Below are 23,835 nucleotides of genomic sequence, written 5' to 3' on the forward strand. Positions count from 1 at the left end.
ACTCCTCCCAAAGGTTGAGGAGTTGAGAACAGAAAAGCTTCCGACCGTAGTATGGCACCTCCTGAGGTGACCACTACCGACCGGAAGCTTTTCTGTTACAAGGTATCGACTTCCATAAAGAAAAGATTGTATTATCTTAGAAGATGCACCAGACGAGTACATGGCGAATAAGGCCGGATTCCAACTTGAAACACTGTTAGGCAAAAGCCGGAAGCCTTACAAGCCATGCACTCAAACTAAATCGTATTCCTATGCACTCCTCAAATCCTAACCTTTCGTCGGTCAAACAGATGCACATCTTTTTAACGGTTACTCTGGCGTTGTCCCTGGCGTTCATCAATCAGGCTGTAGCCCAAAAGCCGGTCGCTAAGCCCAACTTCATCATTATCTTCACCGATGACCAGGGCTATGGCGACCTGACCTGCTACGGTCACCCGTCTATCAAGACACCTAACCTGGACCGAATGGCTGCCGAAGGGCAGAAATGGACCAACTTCTACGTAGCCGCCAATGTCTGTACGCCTTCGAGGGCGGCCTTGATGACGGGTCGGCTCCCCATCCGTAACGGCATGTACAGCGATACCCGCCGGGTTTTGTTTCCCGACTCTGACGGAGGGCTTCCCCAAAGCGAAAACACCCTTGCGAAGCTACTGAAAGAACGGGGCTATAGCACCGCTGCCATCGGCAAGTGGCACCTGGGCCATCTGCCCCAGTACCTGCCCACCAGCCACGGCTTCGATTCCTACTACGGTATTCCGTACAGCAACGACATGGAGCGGGTGGATAATGTTGAGTACAAGGAGTCATTCCTACATCCCCAAATTGATTACTTCCGGGTGCCGCTGCTGCGTAACACGAAAGAAGTGGAAAGGCCGGCCGACCAGAATACCATTACCAGGCGGTACACCCAAGAGGCAGTAACGTACATTAAAGCCAATACGAACAAGCCTTTCTTTCTGTACATGGCCCATTCCCTGCCGCATGTGCCTCTTTTTGTTTCCAACGACTTCCGGGGTAAGAGCGAACGAGGGTTGTATGGCGATGTAATCGAGGAGATCGACTGGAGCGTCGGGCAGATCCTGAACACCCTGCGAAAAGAAGGGCTGGACAAAAACACCTACGTCATCTTTACGTCCGACAACGGGCCCTGGGCTATCTTCAACGAACATGCCGGTTCGGCGGGCCTGCTCTACGGAGCTAAGGGTACCAGTTATGAAGGCGGTGTTCGGGTGCCGGCTATCTTCTGGGCGCCCGGTCGAATTAAGCCGGCGGTTATTTCCGGTATGGGTAGCACGCTGGATGTTTTACCTACCTTCAGTAAACTGGCCGGCGTTCCCCTGCCCAATGACCGGGTTTACGACGGCTTTGATCTTTCTGCGGTCCTGCACGGTCAGGCTAATAGTCCCAGAAATGAAATGTACTACTACCACGATTCAAAACTGTTTGCGGCCCGCAAAGGCGCTTATAAGCTATACTACTACAGCAATAACCCGCTCGGCTATCCGGCTAAGGTAGAAAAGCTGGAAAAGGCTCAGTTGTTTAACTTACAGCATGACCCCTCTGAAAAATACAACGTGGCCGATCAGCATCCCGAGGTAATTCGAGAGATTGAGGACATGGTTAAAAAGCACATGGCTAATCTGACACCCATGCCGAGCCTGATGGAGAAGCGAATTATTTCCCAGAAGAATTAACCACTGTCCAAATTCATGCCTACCCGCCAGGGGTTTGATTACTGGTTTGGCATTCCCTACTCCAATGATATGGCAAAGTTTTTTCCACTCATGAAGATGGAGCTTGCGGAATAAAAACTGCACCTTCTGAGTTCGATAAAATGATAGCGGTTAAGGAGAATCCGTGACAGGAAGGCTTTAGTCCTAAATAACCACCCACACCGAATTTCGGTGCGTCAGTAATTAACCCATAACGGTTGTATGAACATAACATCCCTGCCTGCCTGGTTAACAGGAACTGTTTTGCTGGCCTTGCTCCTAAGCATTGCTACTGCTTTTTCGCCGGAAGAGGAGAAAATAACTCCGCCCGCCAGGCCCAATATTATCTTTATTATCTCGGACGACCATACCTCGCAGGCTATCAGCGCCTATGGCAGCAAACTGGCCAAAACGCCCAACATCGACCGTATTGCGCGGGAAGGCGCTATCCTGTACAACAACATTATCTCCAACTCCATCTGCGGACCCAGCCGGGCGACGCTCTTGACAGGCAAGTTCAGCCACACCAATGGCTATAAGTTCAACGAGAAGGTATTCGACATCAACCAGCCGGTGTTTCCCGAAGAGTTGCAGAAGAACGGCTACCAGACGGCCTGGGTCGGCAAGATGCACCTGGGCAGTCTGCCGCACGGTTTCGATTACCTGAATATTCTGCCCGGCCACGGCAGCTACTACAACTCGGATTTTGTCAATTCGCAGAACCAAACCAAACGCTATACCGGCTACGTGACCGATGTAGTGACCCAGCTATCGACGGAATGGCTGGATAGGCGGGACCCCAATAAGCCGTTCTTTCTGGTGGTGGGGCATAAGGCGACTCACCGGGAATGGTTACCCGCCATTGAGGACCTGGGAGCTTATGACAACGTCACCTTTCCCATACCACCAACCTTTTACGACAATTACGAAGGCCGACTGGCTGCCCAGAAGCAGGACATGTCAATTGACAAAACGATGCGGCTGAAAGAAGACCTGAAAGTACACGTAGACTACGACGCTCCAAATGGAAACCTGACCTATACGCGCTTTACGCCCGAGCAACGAACGCCGTTTTACAACTATTACGAGGGCAAAGTCAGCAAGGAGTTCGACGAGAAGAAGCTGAGCGGCAAAGCGCTGGTCGAGTGGAAATACCAGCGTTACATGAGGGATTATTTAGCAACTGCCAACTCTCTGGACCGCAACATCGGCAAGCTGCTCGATTACCTGGACAAAACCGGACTGGCCAAAAATACGGTGGTTATCTACACCTCCGACCAGGGCTTTTATCTGGGTGAGCACGGCTGGTTCGATAAGCGGTGGATCTACGAAGAGTCGCTGAAAACTCCCTTTGTGATTCGCTATCCGGGCGTGATCAAACCCGGTACGCAGGTGCGGAATGTGGTGTCTAATGTCGACTGGGCACCGACTCTCTTAAGCCTGACGGGTACGGCTATTCCCGGCGGATTGCAGGGGAAATCGTTTCTGCCGGTGCTGACGGGCCAGAAAGCAAACTGGCAGGATCAGGCTTATTACCACTATTACGAATACCCGGAGCCGCACCATGTCGCTCCTCACTTTGGCCTACGGACCGACCGCTATACCATTGCCCGGTTCTATGGACCCGATAATTTCTGGGAACTGTACGACATTCAGAAAGATCCGCACAACCTGAAAAACCTGTATGGCCAGAAAGGGTACGAAAAAATAACGGCAAGCCTGAAGGCGCAGCTCCGGGAGCATATCGTCCGGAACAAGGATGATGAAGCACTTAAGCTCTTCGAAAGCAGTCCGCAATAACCACTGTGGTATAAGTTCAACCAGCGCACCAGAAAGGTGACGTTTACCGAAAGCGAGTTCGGCGAGAAAGCGTTCTAACCCAAACGGAAGGAAACAAAATAACCGGCGCAACCCGTTGCGCCGGTCCGGATGAACTTAGCTGAAGCGGCCGGCCAGGTACACATCCTGTTTCTCAATGACGATCGGTAACCCCTCAGGATCATACACCGTCAGCAGGGGTATACGGGGTTTGTAGGCCAGTTTTCGCGTTATGCTGCGCCCGGTAATGATGTCGAGCAGGCTGCGGTGATGAGGCACCGTGACCAGCAGATCGACCTGGTGGGTGGTCAGATACTCGTCAATGCCTTTTTCGACATCATCATTCCGGATAAAATACGAGTCTGTGTTCACCGTGTCGAAGTAGTGGGCAAACGGCCGGCTTGTCTGCGCCATACCTGCGGTAGGTTCGTCCGGCCCCTGAATGGTCAGGAAGGTCAGCTTTGCCCCTTTTCCCGTCAGCATATCCTTTAATGGCCGCAGCGAGTGCAGATGGTTGACCGACTGGTAATCCGTAGCCAGCACCACCGTTCGAATGGGCCGGATAGGAGCCGTTTCCGGTACAACCAGCACATTGGTCTTCACATTACGGATAATACCGGTAGCCACGCTGCCGAACAGTTCGGTGTTGCCGGTACCGGTGGCCCCCAGAACCACATAGTCGAAATGTTCCTGCGTCAGTATCCACTCGACTGTGCCGACGGTGGTGCTGGGGTAGGTACGGGTGGTATATTTGTGGTAGTCGGGTACGGGCTGGGTCGTTACCTCGGCCAGTAGCCGGTTTAGTTCCTGTTTAGCTTTTTTCTCGGCTTCCAGGAAGAAGATCGCAGCTCCGTAGGGGCCGTCGGTCTCAACGATATACGTATGCAGCAACTGGAACTCAGCGGATACATCGCTGAACATGGCCTGCGCGAAGTGAATGGCTTTTTTAGACGCTTCGCTAAAGTCGGTTAATAAGAGTATCTTTTTCATGGCATGTACCAGACTGCCGCCGGCCGTCTGCGTTTAGGGTTAATCAGAAAGTGCTGGAAAGCCAGCAGGGATGAAGGCCGGGACTAGATCACCGCCAGCACCGGAATATCCGACTGCCGGGCTACCTGCTGGGTGTTGCCTTCGGTAAGGAGCCGGTGCCACCAGCTATGTGGTTTGGGCATCATCATGATCAGGTCGGCGCGGTTCTCTTCGGCGAAATTCATCAGCAGGAGCGGCAGATTGTCGCCCTGTATGATGCTGAAGGTATGCGGCTGGTGTTTCAACAAATCGCGGATGCGTTCGGCTGCCCGCTGAATAGTGGGCTGTTCGGGCGCTTTTGTCACGCAGACGACGTTCAGGCAGGCATTGAACAGATTTGCAAACCGGATGGCGTTGTCTAAGGCCACAGCATCGATAGCCTCCGTCAGGTCGACGGCCAGCGCGATATTTTTGAAGCTGGTAAAGGTGGCTTTGGGCGGTACCAGCAGCATGGGCACCCGAATGTCCGGGATCATATCCGTTGCCAGGCTGCCGAAGTAGCGTACACCGTCGGAGTGGCTGCCGGCGGTACCCATAATCAGCAGATCGGCTTTCTGGTCGGCGGCTACCTCATTAATTACGTCTTTGGTCAGACCCTCGGCGGCCAGAATCGATATATCGACACGGCCTTTGGCTGCGTTTTGCAACTGACTCATCAGGTCCGACAGTTTCCGCTCGGCTTGTTCTTTCTCGAATTCGGGTATGGCAATCATGGTGCCTGGCGCGTAGGTGTGGCCCGCCCAGGAGCGGTATACGTGCAGGAGTATAAGCCGGGCGTCGCCACGCCGGGCGTCGCCACGCCGGGCGGCAATCTGGAGGGCAAAGTCGCCGGCATGGCTGGAGTTTTTGGAAAAGTCGGTCGCCAATACAATGGTTTTCATACCTCTATGCTTGATTAACTGCAACAAAGGTATGTGGCCCGGAGCTGGCGTACCATGACGCGTATCAGGCCGGAAGCTGTTTAGTCTCAGCTTCCGGCCAACCAGTTAACCAGTGAACCAATCACTACTTCCCATGCTGGTTCTTGTAATGCTCCGTCAGCAGGTCTTCGCCGAAGTCTTTGGTCAGGTCGCGAACAACCGTATGGATGTGGTTGGCCTGATTCTGGCTGTTGTCGTATTCGATCAGCAGGGTAGGGCCGTGAATGCGGTAATACTGGCCTTTGCCGGGACCAAAGCCGGGTTCCCGGTCACCCATCCAGGCAAACATCAGCTTGTCCAGTCCCGACTCTTTCAGCCGGTCCATTTGCTGGTTGGCCAGCGTAATCTGATAGTTGCCGAGGTAGGTATTGAGCAGCTCCATAAAAATCTTCTGCTGACTACCCGTCATGTCCGAATACGCTAATCCCTCTTGCTTATCGAGTGAGGCTTTCCGTTTGTTACTCGTAACGATATCATTAGGGCAGGTCTCGGAGATTACGGCTTTCTTCCGTTGATCTTCGTTGAGCGCGTTCAGCAGGGCGTAGCCCAGCGCCGTTTCCTGCTTCAGGATCTGCTTCCCCTTTTTTGGGCCTTCGATACGCACCTCGCCGGGATTGCTGCCCATAAACGCCGGTGTCATATCAATGATCTTGTTGGTCAGCGACGAAAAGTGCAGCGACAGGTGGTGACCCTCAATCCGCCAGCCCCAGGGTTCCTTCTCCGACGGTTCCCCGAACACCGTAAACGAGTAGTTTTCAGGGTCGCGGTAGGTATCGTTGGCCGGTCTGTTTTCGACGATGCGCAGCACATTTTCCATGTCGATGATAGCGGTGGCTTTGGTATAGCCCTGCTCACTTAAGGCCGTTTTCAGCAGGGTCATGGCTGCCTGCCGTTGTTTATCGTTCATCTGCTTCAGGGGAAGTCCTTTACGTTCGCGGGGCACAAAATGCCAGTTGAACCGCTCGTCGCTGTCGAAGGGATAGGTGGCCTGCTTTCGCTGTTCGGTATCCAGTGAATTCAGAAAATTACGCACGGCCGAGGCCATGGCTTTGCTGACCGGCTCTTTTTTGGGGGGCGTAAACGCCAGCAGCCCCAGGGTCAGCAGGGTTACTATAATTTTCATGGTAAGGGTTTTGGTTAGGACGGAAAAGGTACGAAACGTAAACCGGATTTACAATCCGGGATACACTCGTACCCCGGATTGTAAATCCGGGCGAGCCTCTCCTGTGCAGAAATCAAGCTAATGGTACAAAAGATAGCTTTAGATCAGGAGCGTATCCACGGATTTGCAATCCATGCTACTTAATCTCCGCGTAGGTCTTCACAATAGGCAGCGGAGCGGCTTCTACCTTAGTGCTATAGTCGACCCACTGGCTGCGGAAGAACTGGTTTACTTTGTTTAGCGCTTCCTGGGCAAGTTGCTCTGCCTGCTGAACCAAGAGGGTTTCGGTCTGGGTAACGGGTTCCGTTCGGCCGCCGATGTACATACGGGCTTCCTGTAGCTTGGATACCGGCGTCAGCATATACGGCCGGCCGTAGCCCTGCTTCTCTATTTTCTTGCCAACGATCATATCCCGCAGCGCTTTAAGGGAGTCCTGCATGGTTTTGGTGGTCTTCCGCAAGGCCTCCATATCGGCACCAGTGCGGTCTTTTAGCTGGTTGGTCAGCAGGTCGGCGGCTTCGGTGGCTTCCTGAATGCGATCGGTGGCTTCGGTCAGGTAGCGGGTGTGTATATCCAGGCGGTCGAGCAGCGCCCGACGGGCCATGATAGCCTCCCGGTTATACGGCACCCGCGGATCTTCTTTCACCGTCACCATCGTCGAGTCTTTCGCCCCGGCGTAGGCAAAGACGGCTTTGTAGCGACCGGGCAGCACGGCAGTACCGGCCGGTTCGGCATCGGCGGGCTTGGGTTTGGTGCTGCCAGGCTGGCGCAGGCCCCGCTCGGTCAGGTTCCAGGTAAGCCGCTGCATTCCCAGCGCTGAGTCCGGTACCTGCTTCAGGGTGCGGATCAGTTGATTCCGCTCGTTATAGAGCCTGACGTATAGGGTGTCCGTTCTTTTTGTCTCTGCCTTTTTTACCTGCGTGGTATCGGCTTTGCCGGCAGGTAGTTCGGTAGGCAGTACATTGCCGGTTTCTTTGTTCACCGTAACCTTTTGCCGGGGCTGACGACCTTTGGCAGCCGGTTCGGCGGGTTTGGCGGAGGCCGTTACAGCGGCTGCGATGGGTTTGGGCTTGAGGTAGTATGTCAGCGTGGCACCGGCCGGGCGGTTGGTGGCCTGGTACAGGTTATCCGTTTCGTTCATGTAGCCCACCGGGTTCCGGTAGTTGGCCAGATACGCTTCCGCCGGTTCAAACGCAACCAGCGGCCGGTCAAGTGTCTTGTTGAGGCCCTGGTTGGCCAGCCGGCGCAGGGGCCGGATGTCGTCCAGCACGTAAATGGCCCGGCCGAAGGTGCCAATCACCAGGTCAGCTTCGCGCTCCTGAATCGCCAGGTCCATCGTCGATACCGACGGCATACCTTCTTTCCATTGCGTCCAGGTCTGCCCTTCGTCGATGCTGACCCACAGGCCGTGCTCGGTGCCGGCAAACATCAGCCTGGGTTCGGTGGGGTCTTGTAGAAAACACAGCGCGTAGCCGTTCACCTTCTTCTCGTCCACCAGCCGGGTCCAGCTTTGGCCGTAGTTGGTGGTGCGGTAGATGTACGGCGCAAAATCATTGCCCATGCGGTAGTGGTTGGCCACCACAAAGGCTTCGCCGGGGCGGTGCCGCGAGGTAGTGATCTGCGGAATCCAGGCTTCCTTGGGCAGGCCCGGCAGGCGGTCACGGAGGTTGCTCCAGGTCTTGCCGCCGTCGCGGGTTAGTTGTATGTTACCATCATCGGTACCGACCCAGATCACGCCTTTCTCCGTCTGACTGGGCGCAATGGTCAGGATGGTGTTGTGGTTTTCGGCGCTGGTAATATCCAGGGTCAGGCCCCCGCTCTGGTCCTGCCGTTGCTGCTCGGGTTTGTTCAGCGTCAGGTCGGGCGAGATGGTCTCCCAGGTTAGTCCCTTGTCGCTGGATTTATGCAGAAACTGGCTGCCGTAGTACAGGGTGCGTTTATCGGTAGGGTCGAGGGCTACCCCGGCGTTCCAGTTGAAGCGCAGCCGGGTTTTGGTATCCGGGCTGATGGGTTTGATGAAGCTGGAGCGCCCGGTCTGCTTATCGTAGCGGGCCAGATTCCCGCCCTGCGACATGGCATAGCCGTAGCGCGAATCTTCGGGGTCGGGCACTACGTCGAAGCCGTCGCCGTACAGCACTACCTGCCAGTAGTAGTTCCGCAGACCGCCCTGCGCAAAGGTGTAGGATGGACCGGTCCAGGAGCCGTTATCCTGCAAACCGCCGTAGATGTTGTAGGGTATTTCGTTGTCGACGTTGATGTGGTAGAACTGCCCAATGGCAATCCCCTCCGGAAAAATCCAGGTCTTGCCCCGGTCGCGGCTGATGGCAATACCGCCGTCGTTGCCGTCGATGATGAAGTTCGGGTTGTCGGGGTGAATCCAGAAGGCATGGTGATCGGCGTGTACCTGCTCCAGCGTGGCAATGACCTTAAATGACTTGCCGCCGTCTTCGCTGACGGCAATCGGTTGGTAGATCATATACAGCCGGTTTTCGTTTTTGGGGTCCACAAAGATTTCGTTGAAGTAGAACGGCCGGTTGGTCACAATCGACGGGTCTTCCGTTACCTTCTCCCACTTTTCTCCGCCATCGCCGGAGCGGTACAGACCATTTTTACCGGCTTCTACCAGGGCATAGATGCGATTGGGCATACTGCGGGCGATGGCGAGCCCTAACCGGCCAAAGTCACCCTCAGGCAGTCCTTCGGCTTTGCCTTTCTTTGACCAGGTCTTACCGCCATCGTAGGTAATGTACAGCCCTGAGCCCGGTCCGCCCGACTGAAAATCCCAGGGGGTCCGGCGGTGCTGCCACATAGCGACGACCAGCTTGTTGGGGTTGCCGGGGTCCATCACCATATCGGCTACGCCGGATTTCTCGTTGGTGTACAGTACCCGCTCCCACGACTGACCCCCGTCGGTGGTTTTGTACACGCCCCGCTCCGGATGTTCACCGAACGGATTGCCGATTACCCCGGCATAGACAATGTTGGGGTTGGTCGGGTCAATCAGGATGCGGTGGATGTTAATAGTCTTTTCGAGACCCATACGCTTCCACGTGCGGCCGCCGTCGATTGTTTTATAGATGCCGTTGCCGAGGTTGATGGAGTTGCGTGGATTACCCTCGCCGGTACCGGCCCACACCACACTGGGGTTACTCTGCTGAATGGCTAACGAGCCGATGTTGATGTTGGATTGCTCATCGAAAACGGGTTTCCACGACAGGCCACCGTTCTCGCTTTTCCAGACCCCGCCCGAAGCCGCTCCGGCGTAGATAATATCCGGATTGGCCACCACGGCATCGACCGCCGTAATCCGGCCGCTCATGACGCCCGGCCCAACGCTGCGGGCTTTGACCTGCTTGAAAACGGAAGCGGGGAGGGGCTGGGCTGCAGCCTGTATCGTAGCAAGAACGATTAGTAAGGAGAGGTGAAGTAGGTGTTTGCGCATAACGGTATATATACGTTTGTGCCGTAGGATAAATAGCCTACAGTAAGTTTTGTAAGTAAATAAAGAGTTACTTATTTAAGCAATAGAATGTTAGGTCTCTCATTCCCCTATTCTCCTCTTAACCACAAACCCAATCTATGAAGCTTGGAACTACACTCCGCAAAATACGCAATCAGAAGAAGCTTTCCCAATCAGATGTAGCTGAGAAAGTGGGTGTTTGCCAGAGCACCTACTTCGCCTGGGAGAACGACCGTTCTGTGCCGAATGTCAGATATTACGTGAAACTGGCGGCTGCACTGGGTGTTGACCTTGCCGAATTAATCCCGGAGAACCTGACGCTAATTATTCCTGCCACGAACGACCCTGTCGACGAACCCGCCGGCCAAAATACCCAGGCGCTCTACGAAGACCTGACTGCTTCGCAGAAACAACTTATAAGAATGCAGCAACACCGGATTGAACAGCTTGAAACCGAGAACCGGACGCTTCGGGAGCGGCTCAGAGAGAACAGCGCTGATAAATGATTCTTTATCATTTATCAAATAAATTTTATCAGGATTCTAATTAAAACAATTGGCGAAACGATTGGAGGCCAGGCGGTAATTGGTCAACTTTGTCTCAACGCTCAACAGAGAAATCATGGCCGGCTACACTATACCGCTACCCGCTGATACCCAAACAACGCTGAAAGAACCGTTGCGGGGCAAGCACCCGGCCGATACTGCCGGACAAGCGGTGCCTCGTAAAAAACGAGCTTTGTTTATCCCGGCGTCTATCCGTAGCTATATTATACCAACACTGTATCTGGCCGACCGGCTGGCCGATGAATACGACATTTACTACGCCGTTACCAATCCGGTGCTGGCCGATATTGTCTCCGAAAACGGGTACATACCGGTGATGAATGATTCATTCCGGATTGCGGTGGGTATGGAACAAAGCTTTCTGCTTTCGAAAAAGAGAAAGGCTGGTTTTTGGCAGGTTCTACGCTCAGTCTGTAACAACGAGGTGTACCGCCACCGCAAACAGGTGTTGGACGAGTTGATGGCCCGGCTACAACCGGATGTTGTGCTCATAGATATATTCAGCAGCACTGATTATCTGGCGCTTTACGACTATCGGGAAAATGTGCGGCTGGTGTTCTGCAACCCAATGTTGTCTACCTACCGGGTCGGCAACCTGCCTATTGTCTCAGAGGACAACTGGCCACAAAGCGCTCCCATTCCTAAAAAGCCGGCAACATTCAGTCTTAAAGGGTTGATCAGGAACCCACGTGCAGAATTGTACGGAGCCGCCATGCGCTATCAGTGGCGGAAACTTCAGGAGATAATCGGGCTGTCGGATGAATATAAGGTAATCGAAACACCGTTTACGCGCTTATTTGCCAACGTGCCCGAACTGCTGCTGGCACCGCTAGAATTTGAATTGTCGCCTGAAGTGCGGCAACCAAACCAGCATTACCTGGGACTGTGTATCCAGGAAGGCCGAACCGATACCGAGTTAGACCCGGACTTTGTGCGGCAGTGGCCGGCTATTCTGGCCCGAAAGCAAGCGGGTGAGCCTATTTTTATTGCAGTTTCGGTACATTCTACACCGGTCCCGACCGGACGTTACTGACATTTATCGAAAACCTACTGGACGTGGTGAGCCAATTTGAAAACGTGCAACTGATTTGCTCCGTGAACAGGTTGGTGATCGAGACCGTCAGGGCCTGGCATCAGCAACCCGATCATGTCCACTTTTTTAGCCGGGTACCTCAATTACAGGTCTTGCAACAGGCCAATGTGTTTATTACGCACGGTGGGCTGGGTTCTGTTAAAGAAAGCATTTACTACGAGGTTCCGATGTTGGTTTATCCGCTTGATCCGCATTACGACCAACCCGGCAATGCGCTGAAAGTGGAGCATCATGGGCTGGGGCTACGAGGGGTTTTTCATAACGAACGCGTAACTGATCTGAGGACCAAGCTGAAAAGATTGCTGGATGATAAATCATTTAAGAGCCGGCTCCGACAGTTTAAAGCTAAAACCGGAGCTACCCACCTCCCACAGCCGATTGACCAAATCCTATTTACCTGTTAGTCACCATGAAGCTAAACCCCACTGAAAAAAACGCCTACGACGCCCTGGCGTATCTGATCCAGGCCAGCCGGCTACCCATTACGGGAAAGTCCGTAAAAGAGCAGCTTTATCTGCACCCTGATTTTCCGTCGCTGCTCTCTATGAGCGATGTGCTGACGGAATGGAAGGTATCCAATCTGGCAACGCGGATTATTCCGGAGCAACTAACCGAAATACCCTTGCCAGCTATGGCCTATCTAAGTATTTACGGGGGCTATTTTGCTCCTATCCGAAAGGTGGCCAATGGGCAGGTAGAATGGCTGGATACCAACCGGGGCTGGCAAAGCGATAGTTTAGCTGAATTTTCGCGCAAATGGAATCAAATTATCTTATTGATAGAGCCAAGCGAAAACTCTGGTGAAGCTAACTATCAGCAGAGGAAGCGGGAAGAGCTATTGACCTATGTCCGCCTGCCGTTTGTTTTCTTTAGTCTGATGTTATGCACTTTGTGTTTGGGCGGGCTGTTCCTGCCCGAGACAACACTCAGAAATGGAACTTTGCTAAGTTTGTTGCTAACCAAAGTGGTAGGTACTGGCATAACAGCACTACTACTCTGGTACACGAGTGATACCAATAACGGCCTGCTACGTAGTCTGTGCAGCCTCGATAATCGAACGGACTGCAACAGCGTACTAACCTCCAAAGCGGCAAAACTATGGGGTTGGCTAGGTTGGTCCGAGATTGGGTTCACCTACTTTGCTGGTAGTTTTCTGGCGCTTCTGATGGGATTGAGTACTGCACAACCATCCGTGCTGTCCTGGCTGTTGGTGCTGAATGCACTGGCCTTGCCCTATACGGTATATTCTATTTATTACCAATACGCCGTAGCTAAATCTTGGTGTACACTCTGTTTGGTGGTGCAGGCGTTGCTTTGGGTAGAGTTTGCGCTTGGGTCAACCCAGTGGCAGGCGTTTACGCTGATAGTGAATTGGCAGACGGTAGCGCTATTTGGATCAGCGTTTTTGTTGCCGGTAGTGCTGTGGGTATTGCTGAAAAAACCTCTACAGGAAGCTACGCAGATATTTCCGCTACGCCGGGAGTTACAGAAAGCCAAATTTAACCCGGAATATGTGGAAAGCCTATTTGCCAGACAACCACAGATGCCACCTGTTTTTGAGGGTATGCGGGTGGTGGAGATGGGCAATGCTCAGGCGGGACACACCCTGACCGTGGTGACGAATCCGCTTTGCGGTCCCTGCCGACGGCTACACCCAGAACTGGAAGCGTTGGTACAGCGTACCGATACTATAAACTGTCTGTTTGTCTTTATTGGTTCAGCGGCTTCTGTTCCCATTATGCAGAAGATATTGAGCCTGGCCCCAGATGATGCCGGGCAGGCCATGCACCTGTGGTATAAACGTAATAACCGCGATATTGCTGAGTGGAGCAGGGCTATAGACCGCCCAGCCGAATACTCAGATGCTGCTCAGCAACTGGAAGTACATGCCCGCTGGTGCGAACTGGCGCAGATAACAAGTACGCCAACCATCTACCTGAACGGGCGACAACTGCCGCTCTCCTATACGCTCAACGATGTAGAAAATTTGTGTCGCATCCTACCAGCGGTACCCCAAACAACGGAATTGGCCAATTCAGATAAATCAATTATTTCACTTTAAAACTATTCAAAATTATGTTATCAAGATTTTCTGATGCCGCTCTGACAAGGAGCGAGATGAAAAGGGTAGTTGGCGGGGGCACATGCTCGGTATGTTCCGCTCGTCAGGATGGATCAGGTGGAACTTGTGGGGCTGCAACGTTTACATATTCTGAAGCATCTTCCATGGCAAGTAATTTTAATAATAATCCACCAGAGTCATCCGGTAATTACAAGTACTATGTTGCTCCTATAGGGTGTAGTTAGTCTGTTATCGGATGGTCTGAAGCGAGATCGCTTCAGACCATCCGTTTTAGTAAAATAACCTTAATGAAATCTTCAGCTATGTTTCTGCTCAATTTGATTCTCTGCTTGTATATTGGTAATCTTTCTAAAGACAAACCCGATATAATCTCGAATTCGATTCAGCTTCGAGGTATATGTTACGATGAAGTTACAGCAAGCGATTTACCTGTACGAATAATGGCTACATTTAAGAAAACTAAAAGAGTAATAGGAAGTAGCAAAAAAACCTATGTAAGTAAAACGGCGGGAATTCAGTATGCCTTCGACGTGCAAGTGCCTGACTCAGCTAATTTTCTTTCTTTTGAATCAGAAGGGTACAAAACAATTTTGGTTCCGGTAAATATTATAGGGGAAATAAGGCAAAATGCCTTATTTCGTTTCAACCTAGCAATGATCAGAAAAGATTCTACTTCAAATCCAACAGTCAATTATCTCGTACTATATTTTACTAAACCAAATGTTAATGTAAACTATGAAATAACTGGAACGCTATCCAAGAATATTCCTTTTCGCTTAGGTCTCGGTTTTGGCCGAAAGGATGATTTGTCAGATTTCACTTACGAAAAAATGGTACCAGGTGAGTTTACACTTACAGCTTTATCCTCAAGTGGTAGTATACTATTTGAAGAAAAATTACTAATTAAACAAGGATTAAACTTTAAAGTAGTTGACACAATTAGGAAAGAGAAAACCGGAGGAAATTCAACTTTAAACAAGCTTGATAATTTAAAACCAGTAAACTCAACAATAATTTACTTTGAACAGAGCAAATACGACTTAAGTGAAGCTGCTAAAGCAAGGTTGGATTCAATTGTTCAAGTTTTACTAAACCAAGAAAATATAAAGGTTACTATAATTGGATATACAGATAACGTAGGTAATCGCAATCAAAATTTACTTTTATCAGAATATCGTGCGAGAGTTGTAGAAAATTATTTAAATCGCAAAGGTATACTCCCAGACCGAACTGAGATCATGTGGAAAGGGCCTGATTCGCCGGTGGTTTTAAATGATTCAGAGGAGAACAAAAGCAAGAATAGGCGGGTAACTATTAATTTCCTATCAAATTGACTGATATGACTTACAACATATTAGGGCTAATAAATTTATTAATGTTCTAATCTTTGATTAATGAAAATTCTTGACAGTTTCTATCGAAGCGACAACTTATTACCCCAAGCTATTAACAAATGAATTAAATATGAATATGCGATATACTTATTTAACGTGGATGAACTACGTTCAAAAAGAATGGAGTATTTATAGGAAGCGTACCCGCTATGCTAGTATGATGAATAAGAGCAGCCAAATTCTAAAGCTTTTAAATAAAAATACTATCTCTACTCAAACTGTTGAATTCCGTCTCTTCGCCATCATGCGAAACGAGTCTCTTCGGTTACCCTATTTCCTTTCGTATTATAAAAACCTCGGCGTTGATCGTTTCTTTTTAATTGACAATAACTCAAATGATGGATCAGCAGAGTTAGCCTTAACCTACCAAAACGTTCATGTATTTCAGACAACCGATAGTTATACAAATCATTGGTACTGGACCGAACATCTGTTAGAAAATTACGGAAAAAACTATTGGTGTTTAGTTGTTGATATTGATGAATTATTTGCGTATCCATTTTCTAATCAGATAAAGCTTAACAAGCTATGTCAGTACTTAGATGACAAAAAGCAAACTGCTATGTGTTCGCTATTATTGGACATGTACGCTAACAAAGAAGTAAGGGTAGTCCAAAGTACCCAAAATGCCAATCCACTGAACATACTTACTTATTTCGATGCAGATTATTATACAATACCTTTTACTTTTCTAAACAGGTCTACTCAAAAAGCATACTCATTTCCAGTTTTTACAGGAGGTATGCGAGATCGTATTTTTGGCAAAAGCACTCCCCCAGCTTTACTCTCTAAAGTATCTATCTTTAAAAACATTAAAGGAACTTATTTATCTCAGGGAATGCATGCTATAGATGGGGCCATTCTTTCTGAGTTACAGGGCATTGTTTTCCATACGAAATTTTTATCCGATTTTGTGGGTGAGGTCGAAGAAGAATGTCGTCGCGAGGAGCATTACGGAAACGCTTTTTACTACAAACTTTACCAGCAGAAGCTACAAAAACACCCAAAGTTAAACCTTTACCATCCTGGTTCTGTAAAATATGAGGGGCTGGAACAATTAGAAGGTTTAGGACTTATAAAGTCGTCACCTGCGTATGATGCGTATGTAAAACATTTGATTCAAGGAAAGTCAAAACCAGATGAAACAAGTTTAAATCATGTCTAAATTCCCTCACTACCGCCAACTTGACATGATGGATTGCGGCCCTACCTGCCTGCGTATGGTGGCAAAGCATTATGGCCGCTCCTACACGGTACAGTCGCTACGGGAGAAGGCGCAGATTGGTAAGGAGGGGGTATCGTTACTGGGCATCGCAGAAGCCGCTGAGGCCATTGGGTTCCGGTCCATGGGTGTTAAAATATCCTTTGGGAAGCTAGCCCAGGAGGCTCCGCTACCCTGCATTGTACACTGGGGGCAGAATCACTTCGTGGTGGTGTATTCCATCAGTGGAGCCGGTAAAAGCTGGATGAGCCGGATTACCGGCGGGCGCAGGCCTACCGTCTCACCAGATGCCGATGCCGCGCCGTTGATTCGGCCGGCTCTGGAAACGTTCCCGGCTACGGAAGACGAGTTGGTGATCCCGCTCAAAGAGCAGCCGCAGCGAACTAGAACTGGAGCACCGGCTTCTGACAATACCGGCACTGTGTATGTGGCTGATCCGGGCAAGGGTTTAGTTACCTACACGGCTGAGGAGTTTTGCCAGGGCTGGTTATCAGCCCGGACGGATGGGCACGCAGAGGGTATTGCCCTGCTGCTGGAACCAACCCCGGCTTTTTTTGCGCAGGAGGATGAACCCACCACCCATTACGGCTTTGAGCGGGTGCTAGGCTACCTTTGGCAATATAAACCGCTGCTGGCCCAACTGGTGCTGGCCCTGGCCGTCGGTAGCGGGTTGCAACTGCTGTTTCCGTTCCTGACGCAGTCGGTGGTCGATATTGGCGTTAACACGCAGAACCTGCCGTTTGTGTATCTGGTGCTGGGTGCCCAACTGATGCTGATGGTCGGGCGGCTGTCGGTGGAGTTTATCCGGAGCTGGATTCTCTTGCACATCAGCACCCGCGTTAACCTCAATATTCTATCCGATTTTCTCATCAAGCTCATGCGCCTGCCGGTGTCGTTCTTCGATACCAAACAGTTCGGCGACCTCATGCAGCGCATCGGTGACCACCACCGCATCGAAGCTTTCCTGACCGGGCAAACGCTGACGGTGCTGTTTTCGCTGGTCAACCTCGTCATTTTCGGTGTGGTGCTGGCGCTGTATAACCTAAGTATCTTCGGTATTTTTATGACCACTAGCGGGCTGTACGTCGCCTGGGTGGTGCTGTTTCTGCGGCAGCGCCGGAAGCTGGATTTCCGACGGTTCGACGTAGCCGCCAGAAACCAGAGCAGCCTGGTGCAGCTCATTCAGGGCATGCAGGAGATTAAACTGGCGGGGGCCGAGCGGCCCATGCGCTGGGCGTGGGAGCGCCTGCAGGTCCGGCTGTTCCGCCTACAGATGCGGGGGCTGGCCCTGAACCAGATCCAGACGGGTGGGGCTTTCGCCATCAACGAAGGGAAGAACATTCTCATTACTTTCCTGGCTGCGCAGGCCGTCATCAACGGACAGTTGACCTTAGGCGCGATGCTGGCGGTGCAGTATATTATCGGGCAGATGAACAGCCCTGTTGAGCAACTAGTCGGCTTCACCCAGGGGCTACAGGACGCTAAAATCAGCCTGGAGCGGCTCAACGAAATCCATACACTAACTGACGAGGAGCCGGCCGACCAGCCGCACCTGGACCAACTGCCTGTCGGCAAAGGGTTAGCCCTGCAAGGACTGTCGTTTACCTATTCCGGGGCAGGCAACGAGCCGGTGCTGCGCGATATTAACCTCTACATACCGGAAGGCAAAACCACGGCCATTGTCGGCATGAGCGGCAGCGGTAAAACAACCCTGTTGAAATTGTTGCTCCGGTTTTATGAACCCGGCAAAGGCGAGATTCGGTTGGGCGGTACCCCGCAGGGTGAGGCCGCCCTGCGCAATGTCGGTCATGCGCTATGGCGGAGTCAGTGCGGGGTAGTGATGCAGGACGGGTTTATCTTTTCGGACTCCATTGCCCGCAACATTGCCGTGGGTGTCGACCGCATCGATGGCGGGCGGCTGGAACATGCCGTACGGGTGGCTAACCTGCGCGAGTTCATCGACTCGCTGCCGTCAGGCTACCATACCAAGATTGGGGCTGAAGGGAACGGCATCAGCCAGGGCCAGCGGCAACGGATTCTGATTGCCAGAGCCGTCTACAAAGACCCTCAGTACATGTTCTTCGATGAAGCGACCAACGCTTTAGACGCCAACAACGAGGCCGTTATTATGAAGAATCTGGGCGAGTTTTTCACCGGCAGAACGGTCGTGATCGTTGCGCACCGGCTGAGTACCGTCTGCCATGCCGACCAGATTGTGGTGCTGGATAAAGGAGTTATTACCGAAGTGGGCACCCATGCGGAGTTGGTGGCGCGTCGGGGCGATTACTGGCAGTTGGTGAAAAACCAATTGGAACTGGGTATGTAATAATTCCGGACTAAACAAGGCTACACCATGGCTCAACCTGTTGAATTTATCGAATTACGCTCGGAAGAAGTCCAGGAGGTACTGTCCCGGCCGCCCCGGTGGCTGTTGCGCTGGGGGATTACCCTGGTGTTTGCCGTGCTGGTACTGGTGTTTGCCGGAGCCTGGGTAATCCGCTACCCAACGCTTGTTGTTGCGTCGTTTAAGCTTACGTCGGCCAACGCTCCCAAAGCGCTGGTTGCGCGCACGGATGGGAAATTGGTCAGGCTATTTGCTGCGGAAGGAGCCACAGTGCAACAGGGGACAACGCTGGCGTATCTGGAAAGCACGGCTGACCACGAAGAGGTTCTGCGGCTGATGCAGACGTTGAGGCAAGCGGGGTCGCTGGCGCAACGGGGGCAGTTGGAAGCCTTACCCGCTTTGAACTTAGCGCAGTATCATCAACTGGGTGAGTTGCAGCCGGCTTTTCAGACCTTCGAGCAAACCTATATTCAGCTCCGGGCTTATCTGGCCAACGGGTTTTACAGTAAAAAGAAGGTGCTGCTCAGGCAGGAGATAGCGGATTTGCAGGCCCTGTCGGAAAACCTAAAAGAACAGCAAGCCTTACAGCAGCGTGATATAGAACTCTCGGAAGAGGATTACCAGGTTCAGCGCCGACTGGCGGCCGAGAAAGTTATTGCGCCCCTGGAATTGAAACGGGAAGAAAGTAAGAACCTGGCCCGTAAATTTCCCTATCAGCAGACGGCGTCCGCCTTGATCACGAATCTGACTTCGCAACGGGCCAGGTATAAAGAAATTCTGGAACTGGACAAGGTAGTGGCTGAGCAGCGAGACAATTTTCTGCACGCCCTGAACACGCTGCAAAGTGCGGCCGAAGCCTGGAGAATGAAATATGTAATGACCGCGCCGATGGGTGGTCGTGTTTATTTTCCGTCTGTCTTACAGGAAAATCAGCACCTAAGCAGTAATCAGGAGTTATTCTACATCGCGCCGGCCGACACCGGTTATTTTGGAGAACTACGGATTCCTCAGCAGAACTTCGGGAAGGTAAAAATTGGTCAGGCAGTACTGGTGAAGTTTGCCGGCTATCCCTATCAGGAGTACGGAGCGGTGCGGGGGCAAATCGCCACCATTAACGAAGTGCCCCTGAAAGATAGCGTGTTTCTGGCTAAGGTTCTCTTGCCGAAGGGGCTGGAAACAACCTATGGACAGTCGCTGTCGTTTAAAACGGGCATGGCCGCATCGGCCGAGATTATTACCGAAGATAGCCGTTTGCTACAAAAGCTATTTTACCAACTGCGGAGTATAGCTAACGGCAGCTTATAGCATTAATCCGGCACCGACGAGTTGAGAAAAAATGAATTTTACCCAAAAATAGAGAATAGGTCTTACTTAAAAACTAAATTTTTTATGAAACAGATGTTGACCAAGTTTGCTGAAAATTTGCTTTCAAAAGAGCAGATGAAAAGTATTAAAGGAGGGTATGACTACTCATACTGCACAATTATGGCTTTTGGGGGTGGTTCTTCATGTTATTCAAGTTTTGATGACGCTGCATATGCATATGAATGGAATCCTCAATGTCAGGGAGTTCGTATTGAGCGAATTCCTTAGTGAACCACACTAAGCATAAAGAGCTAATTTTAGCTCTTTATGCTTAGTTAACCATTGAAAACGTATAAAAACATGAAATTCATATTAGTTTTCCTTTTCCTTTTAATAAATACAAACGCTTTGTTTTCGCAAAGCAATATTTCATTCTACGTTCCTCCGAGTACAGTGGCGGATAGCGTAAAACTTTTTCACTTGCATGAGTCAATAGTTTGTAAAGTTGTAGATTCATTATCGACTAAATATAGAATAAACATTGATAAATATAATGTCAGTAGACTTAAGAGTTACCAATATAGTCTAAATACAATCTTAGTCAAGCGAGATACTTCGATTAATAGTCACTATGATTACGCTGATGTAGTTCAACTTATCGATAATGACAATAAGAAACTAATAATGGAAGTTGAGTATGTTTTTAAAGATTTAACTAGTTTGTTTACTAACAGTGCGGGCCTAGTAAGCACATATTATAGTCTTTATGAGGATTTTTTTAAGATAATGGCTAATAAACAAGTCAATTATTCTGAAACATTTAATAACAAAATATCGAGTGGATTTAAAAGTAAAAGTACTAATAAAGCGGAAAAGACTTTAGAAGTTCTCATCCAAAAAGTACTTCTAGATTGCCAAGGAAAATTTCAGTATAATTTTAAGAAGAACCCTGAAAAAGTGAATGTGTCTATTAATTGGGATATCAGATACTCTGGTGATGGTTATATATTAAAGGCTGAGCTACTTGGAGATAGAGTAGACCTTTACTATAACTTTCAACCTATCACTACAGAGTTTTTTATTTCTAATGATGAAATCAAAAAAAAAGAGTTCTCCTACCTGTATGCAAGGTTAACCACATTTATGTATAAAATATGTAAATCTAACTTTATGTAGTTAATCAGGCGCTCCTAATGGTAGGATAAAATAACGTAAAATAAGCATAGTATAAACTAAACTGACATCATAAACAAAGACGCCAAGACACAAAGAGCTTGTCAGGCCCTCTGCGCCTTGGCGTCTTTGCGTGAAACTATTCTTATTTTTCCTTACAACTCCCGAATCCGGATATTCCGGTACCACACCTTCTCATCAGGGCTGTGGTTCTGCAGGGCAATTTTGCCTTTCGCATGGGGAGTGGCGTAGGGCCAGGTCTTGAATTTACTGGCGGCCAATTGTTCCTTCCACTGCGGACCACCATATTCGTACTCCACTACTTTCTTGCCGTTCAGGTAGTGCTCTACGTGGTTGTTGTTGACCACAATCCGGCCTTTGTTCCACTCACCGGCGGGTTTTACTACCGACAGGTCGTTCGGAGCCTGCATGTCGTAGTTGGCTCCGGTCTTCTGCTTGTCGGTGATGCCTTTGTAGCCGGTATCGTCGATTACCTGGTACTCCGGCCCCGACATGTAGGTGGTTTTGATGTCGTCGCGGTCGATGATCTTGTAGATTACCCCGCTATTGCTGCCCTTCGGAATCTTGAACTCAAACTCCAGGTCGAAGTTCTCGTACTCCTTGTCGGTGACCAGGTCGCCACCGGTGCCGTCGGGCGTAAGCGTGCCGTTGTCGATGTTCCAGCCGACCACTTTGTCTTTGTGGTAGCTGTGCCAGCCTTCAATCTTCTTGCCGTCGAACAGGGCGACCCATTTGCCGGGCTTCTGGGGATTGGTGATGAACGCCGTCAGCAGCAGGGTACCGGCAGCCAGGCTCATCAATACACTTTTTGTTTTCATCGTTATGGTCTGTTTAGGAGTTTATACGGCACTGTTGATTTTCATGGCAATGGGGTCCCAGCCCACAATTCGCTTCTGGAACAGGCTCATGTTGCCGCACTGCGTCGGTCCGCAGGCGCGTAAACCGAACGTAGCGTCTTCGACCACGGGCGTGTTGTTCCGGATGGCGTTGAAGAAATTCACGAAGTGCTCGTAGCGGTCGCCCTTGTAGTTTTTGGGAACGCTGTACACGAACTCTTTCGGACTTTCCATCTCCGGCTGGGCAGGATACAGCTTGTTGTACTCCTTCAGGTAGGCTTCCTGCTGGTCTTTTGGGAAGTTGTCGATGGACAGGCCCGGCGCTTTCGGGAATTTGTTGCGGTGTACAATCAGGCTGTCCATCCGCATAATAATATCCCCTTCGGTACCGACCACGCGAACCAGAAATCCGCCACCACCGCCATCGACAAAATTGGACCGCAGCGTCAGGTTAAACTCCGGATGCTCGGCCGATTTGGGATAATCGTAAATACCCATCTGAATATCGGGTACATCGCGGCCGTCTTTCCAGTAACGCAGGCCCCCGCTGGCGTACACCCGGTTGGGTCCTTTGGAGCCGGTAACAAAGTGCAGCGTCGAGAGCAGGTGCACAAACAGGTCGCCGGCCACGCCCGTGCCGTAGTCCTGGTAATTGCGCCAGCGGAAGAAGCGGAGTGGGTCCCACGGCCGCTTGGGTGCCGAGCCGAGGTAGCGATCCCAGTCAACCGTTTGCGGAGACGCATCGGGCGGAATGGAGTATTGCCAGGCACCCATGGCGCTGTGGCGGTCGTATTGCGCTTCGGCAAAGACCAGTTCGCCGATGTCGCCGGCCTTCAGGATTTCCCTGGCTTTAGCCTGAATGATGGAACTGACAAACTGACTGCCGACCTGAAACACCTTACCGGTCTCTTTCTGGACTTTAATCAGTGTATGCCCGTCTTCCACTTTCTGCACCATCGGCTTCTCGCAGTATACGTGCTTGCCTTTGCGCATAGCGTCAGTAGAGATTTTCTCGTGCCAATGGTCAGTGGTGGCGTTGATAACGGCGTCTACATCCTGGCGGTCAATAATCTCGCGGTAGTCGCGGGTGGTGGGGAGGTTGGCACCCCAGAGTTCTTTGGCCCGGCGCAGGCGGCCGTCGTACAGATCGCAGGCGGCTACCATTTCTACACCATCCACCATCAGGGCGGTTTGCGTATCGCCGATACCCATGCCCCCGGTGCCGATGAGGCCCAGGCGGATGCGGTCGTTGGCTGCGGTGCTGCTGTGGCGTTTAATCAGGTTCAGGTACGTGGGTGCCGCTATATTCGCGGTAGTTTCGGCGAGAGCGGCCGGGGCAGTGGCGGCCACGGAACCGGCAACGCCTAATGTTTTCAGAAAAGAACGGCGTGAAGGGTTGCCGCCGGAAAAAGACTGGTCACTATTGTTCATCCAACAAACGGGTTAAGTTAGGACCCGTAAGTTACGAAATTTTGAGCAGGGGGCAAGGGAGGAGCATGATAGTGGGAAGTCATTAGTTGTATTAAGTAAGGGGATTGTAGTGTTTAGTAGGATTCTGACCTGTTGCTCGGTAGGAGCAAGCGGTTTGTAGCATTAGCCATGTAGCAATATTTCCGGCTGCCCTGTAGGGGCAAGCCTATTTTTGAGGCTTGCCCCTACAGGGCAGCCGGAAATGGCACAAGCACTTCGATGGCTAC

At 51.0% G+C, this 23,835-nt stretch carries 19 protein-coding genes; 13 read left to right on the plus strand and 6 right to left on the minus strand.

The features are described from left to right. Positions 1-251: 251 nt before the first annotated feature. On the plus strand, positions 252-1,694 hold the full coding sequence (locus ABD931_RS28485; protein WP_345271494.1) for a sulfatase family protein: 1,443 nt from the start codon (positions 252-254) through the stop codon (positions 1,692-1,694). Positions 1,695-1,934: 240 nt separating this feature from the next. Then, positions 1,935-3,512, plus strand: coding sequence for a sulfatase family protein (locus ABD931_RS28490; RefSeq protein ID WP_345271495.1), 1,578 nt, complete (start codon positions 1,935-1,937; stop codon positions 3,510-3,512). A 135-nt stretch (positions 3,513-3,647) separates the two neighbouring features. Here the strand turns inward: ABD931_RS28490 and ABD931_RS28495 are convergent, their stop codons facing one another. The 4 genes from ABD931_RS28495 to ABD931_RS28510 form a co-directional block, all read right to left on the minus strand. Continuing rightward, positions 3,648-4,520 carry a universal stress protein gene (locus ABD931_RS28495; protein WP_345271497.1) on the minus strand — a complete coding sequence of 291 codons (873 nt, stop codon included), beginning with the start codon at positions 4,518-4,520 and terminating at the stop codon, positions 3,648-3,650. Between the two features lie 83 nt (positions 4,521-4,603). Continuing rightward, positions 4,604-5,440 carry a universal stress protein gene (locus ABD931_RS28500; RefSeq protein ID WP_345271498.1) on the minus strand — a complete coding sequence of 279 codons (837 nt, stop codon included), beginning with the start codon at positions 5,438-5,440 and terminating at the stop codon, positions 4,604-4,606. Between the two features lie 124 nt (positions 5,441-5,564). After that, positions 5,565-6,602 carry a DUF3500 domain-containing protein gene (locus ABD931_RS28505; RefSeq protein WP_345271500.1) on the minus strand — a complete coding sequence of 346 codons (1,038 nt, stop codon included), beginning with the start codon at positions 6,600-6,602 and terminating at the stop codon, positions 5,565-5,567. A 175-nt stretch (positions 6,603-6,777) separates the two neighbouring features. Continuing rightward, positions 6,778-10,083, minus strand: a complete 3,306-nt coding sequence (locus ABD931_RS28510; protein ID WP_345271501.1) for a WD40/YVTN/BNR-like repeat-containing protein — start codon at positions 10,081-10,083, stop codon at positions 6,778-6,780. 137 nt (positions 10,084-10,220) lie between these two features. Between ABD931_RS28510 and ABD931_RS28515 the strand changes: the two genes are divergently transcribed. From ABD931_RS28515 to ABD931_RS28560, 11 genes are all read left to right on the plus strand, one after another. Continuing rightward, a complete protein-coding gene (locus ABD931_RS28515; RefSeq protein ID WP_345271503.1) occupies positions 10,221-10,607 on the plus strand; it encodes a helix-turn-helix domain-containing protein in 387 nt (128 codons plus the stop codon). Between the two features lie 115 nt (positions 10,608-10,722). Next, positions 10,723-11,700 (plus strand): glycosyltransferase family protein, encoded by a 978-nt coding sequence (locus ABD931_RS28520; protein WP_345271504.1) that lies wholly within the window; start codon positions 10,723-10,725, stop codon positions 11,698-11,700. A gap of 26 nt (positions 11,701-11,726) precedes the next feature. Next, entirely contained in the window at positions 11,727-12,164 is a 438-nt protein-coding gene (locus ABD931_RS28525; RefSeq protein ID WP_345271505.1) for a glycosyltransferase, read from the plus strand. 5 nt (positions 12,165-12,169) lie between these two features. Continuing rightward, entirely contained in the window at positions 12,170-13,822 is a 1,653-nt protein-coding gene (locus ABD931_RS28530; RefSeq protein ID WP_345271506.1) for a vitamin K epoxide reductase family protein, read from the plus strand. Between the two features lie 11 nt (positions 13,823-13,833). Next, positions 13,834-14,067, plus strand: a complete 234-nt coding sequence (locus ABD931_RS29355; RefSeq protein WP_370469368.1) for a hypothetical protein — start codon at positions 13,834-13,836, stop codon at positions 14,065-14,067. A gap of 216 nt (positions 14,068-14,283) precedes the next feature. Next, positions 14,284-15,177: an OmpA family protein gene (locus ABD931_RS28535; protein ID WP_345271507.1), complete on the plus strand. Its 894-nt coding sequence runs from the start codon at positions 14,284-14,286 to the stop codon at positions 15,175-15,177. A 160-nt stretch (positions 15,178-15,337) separates the two neighbouring features. Then, positions 15,338-16,402: a glycosyltransferase family 2 protein gene (locus ABD931_RS28540; protein WP_345271508.1), complete on the plus strand. Its 1,065-nt coding sequence runs from the start codon at positions 15,338-15,340 to the stop codon at positions 16,400-16,402. Next, positions 16,395-18,785, plus strand: coding sequence for a peptidase domain-containing ABC transporter (locus ABD931_RS28545; RefSeq protein ID WP_345271509.1), 2,391 nt, complete (start codon positions 16,395-16,397; stop codon positions 18,783-18,785). Before ABD931_RS28540 ends, ABD931_RS28545 begins: the two co-directional genes overlap by 8 nt. A 27-nt stretch (positions 18,786-18,812) precedes the next feature. Further along, positions 18,813-20,108 (plus strand): beta-barrel domain-containing protein, encoded by a 1,296-nt coding sequence (locus ABD931_RS28550; protein ID WP_345271510.1) that lies wholly within the window; start codon positions 18,813-18,815, stop codon positions 20,106-20,108. 84 nt (positions 20,109-20,192) lie between these two features. Beyond that, entirely contained in the window at positions 20,193-20,396 is a 204-nt protein-coding gene (locus ABD931_RS28555) for a TIGR04149 family rSAM-modified RiPP (RefSeq protein WP_345271512.1), read from the plus strand. A 72-nt stretch (positions 20,397-20,468) separates the two neighbouring features. Then, positions 20,469-21,284 (plus strand): hypothetical protein, encoded by an 816-nt coding sequence (locus ABD931_RS28560; RefSeq protein ID WP_345271513.1) that lies wholly within the window; start codon positions 20,469-20,471, stop codon positions 21,282-21,284. 152 nt (positions 21,285-21,436) lie between these two features. On the opposite strand, the gene ABD931_RS28565 is transcribed toward ABD931_RS28560, so the two are convergent. Together ABD931_RS28565 and ABD931_RS28570 are read right to left on the minus strand one after the other, a co-directional pair. Beyond that, positions 21,437-22,099 (minus strand): 3-keto-disaccharide hydrolase, encoded by a 663-nt coding sequence (locus ABD931_RS28565; protein WP_370469369.1) that lies wholly within the window; start codon positions 22,097-22,099, stop codon positions 21,437-21,439. A gap of 42 nt (positions 22,100-22,141) precedes the next feature. Further along, positions 22,142-23,569 (minus strand): Gfo/Idh/MocA family protein, encoded by a 1,428-nt coding sequence (locus ABD931_RS28570; RefSeq protein ID WP_345271516.1) that lies wholly within the window; start codon positions 23,567-23,569, stop codon positions 22,142-22,144. Positions 23,570-23,835 lie beyond the last annotated feature (266 nt).

The organism is Nibrella viscosa (assembly GCF_039541875.1).
Classification (GTDB): domain Bacteria; phylum Bacteroidota; class Bacteroidia; order Cytophagales; family Spirosomataceae; genus Nibrella; species Nibrella viscosa.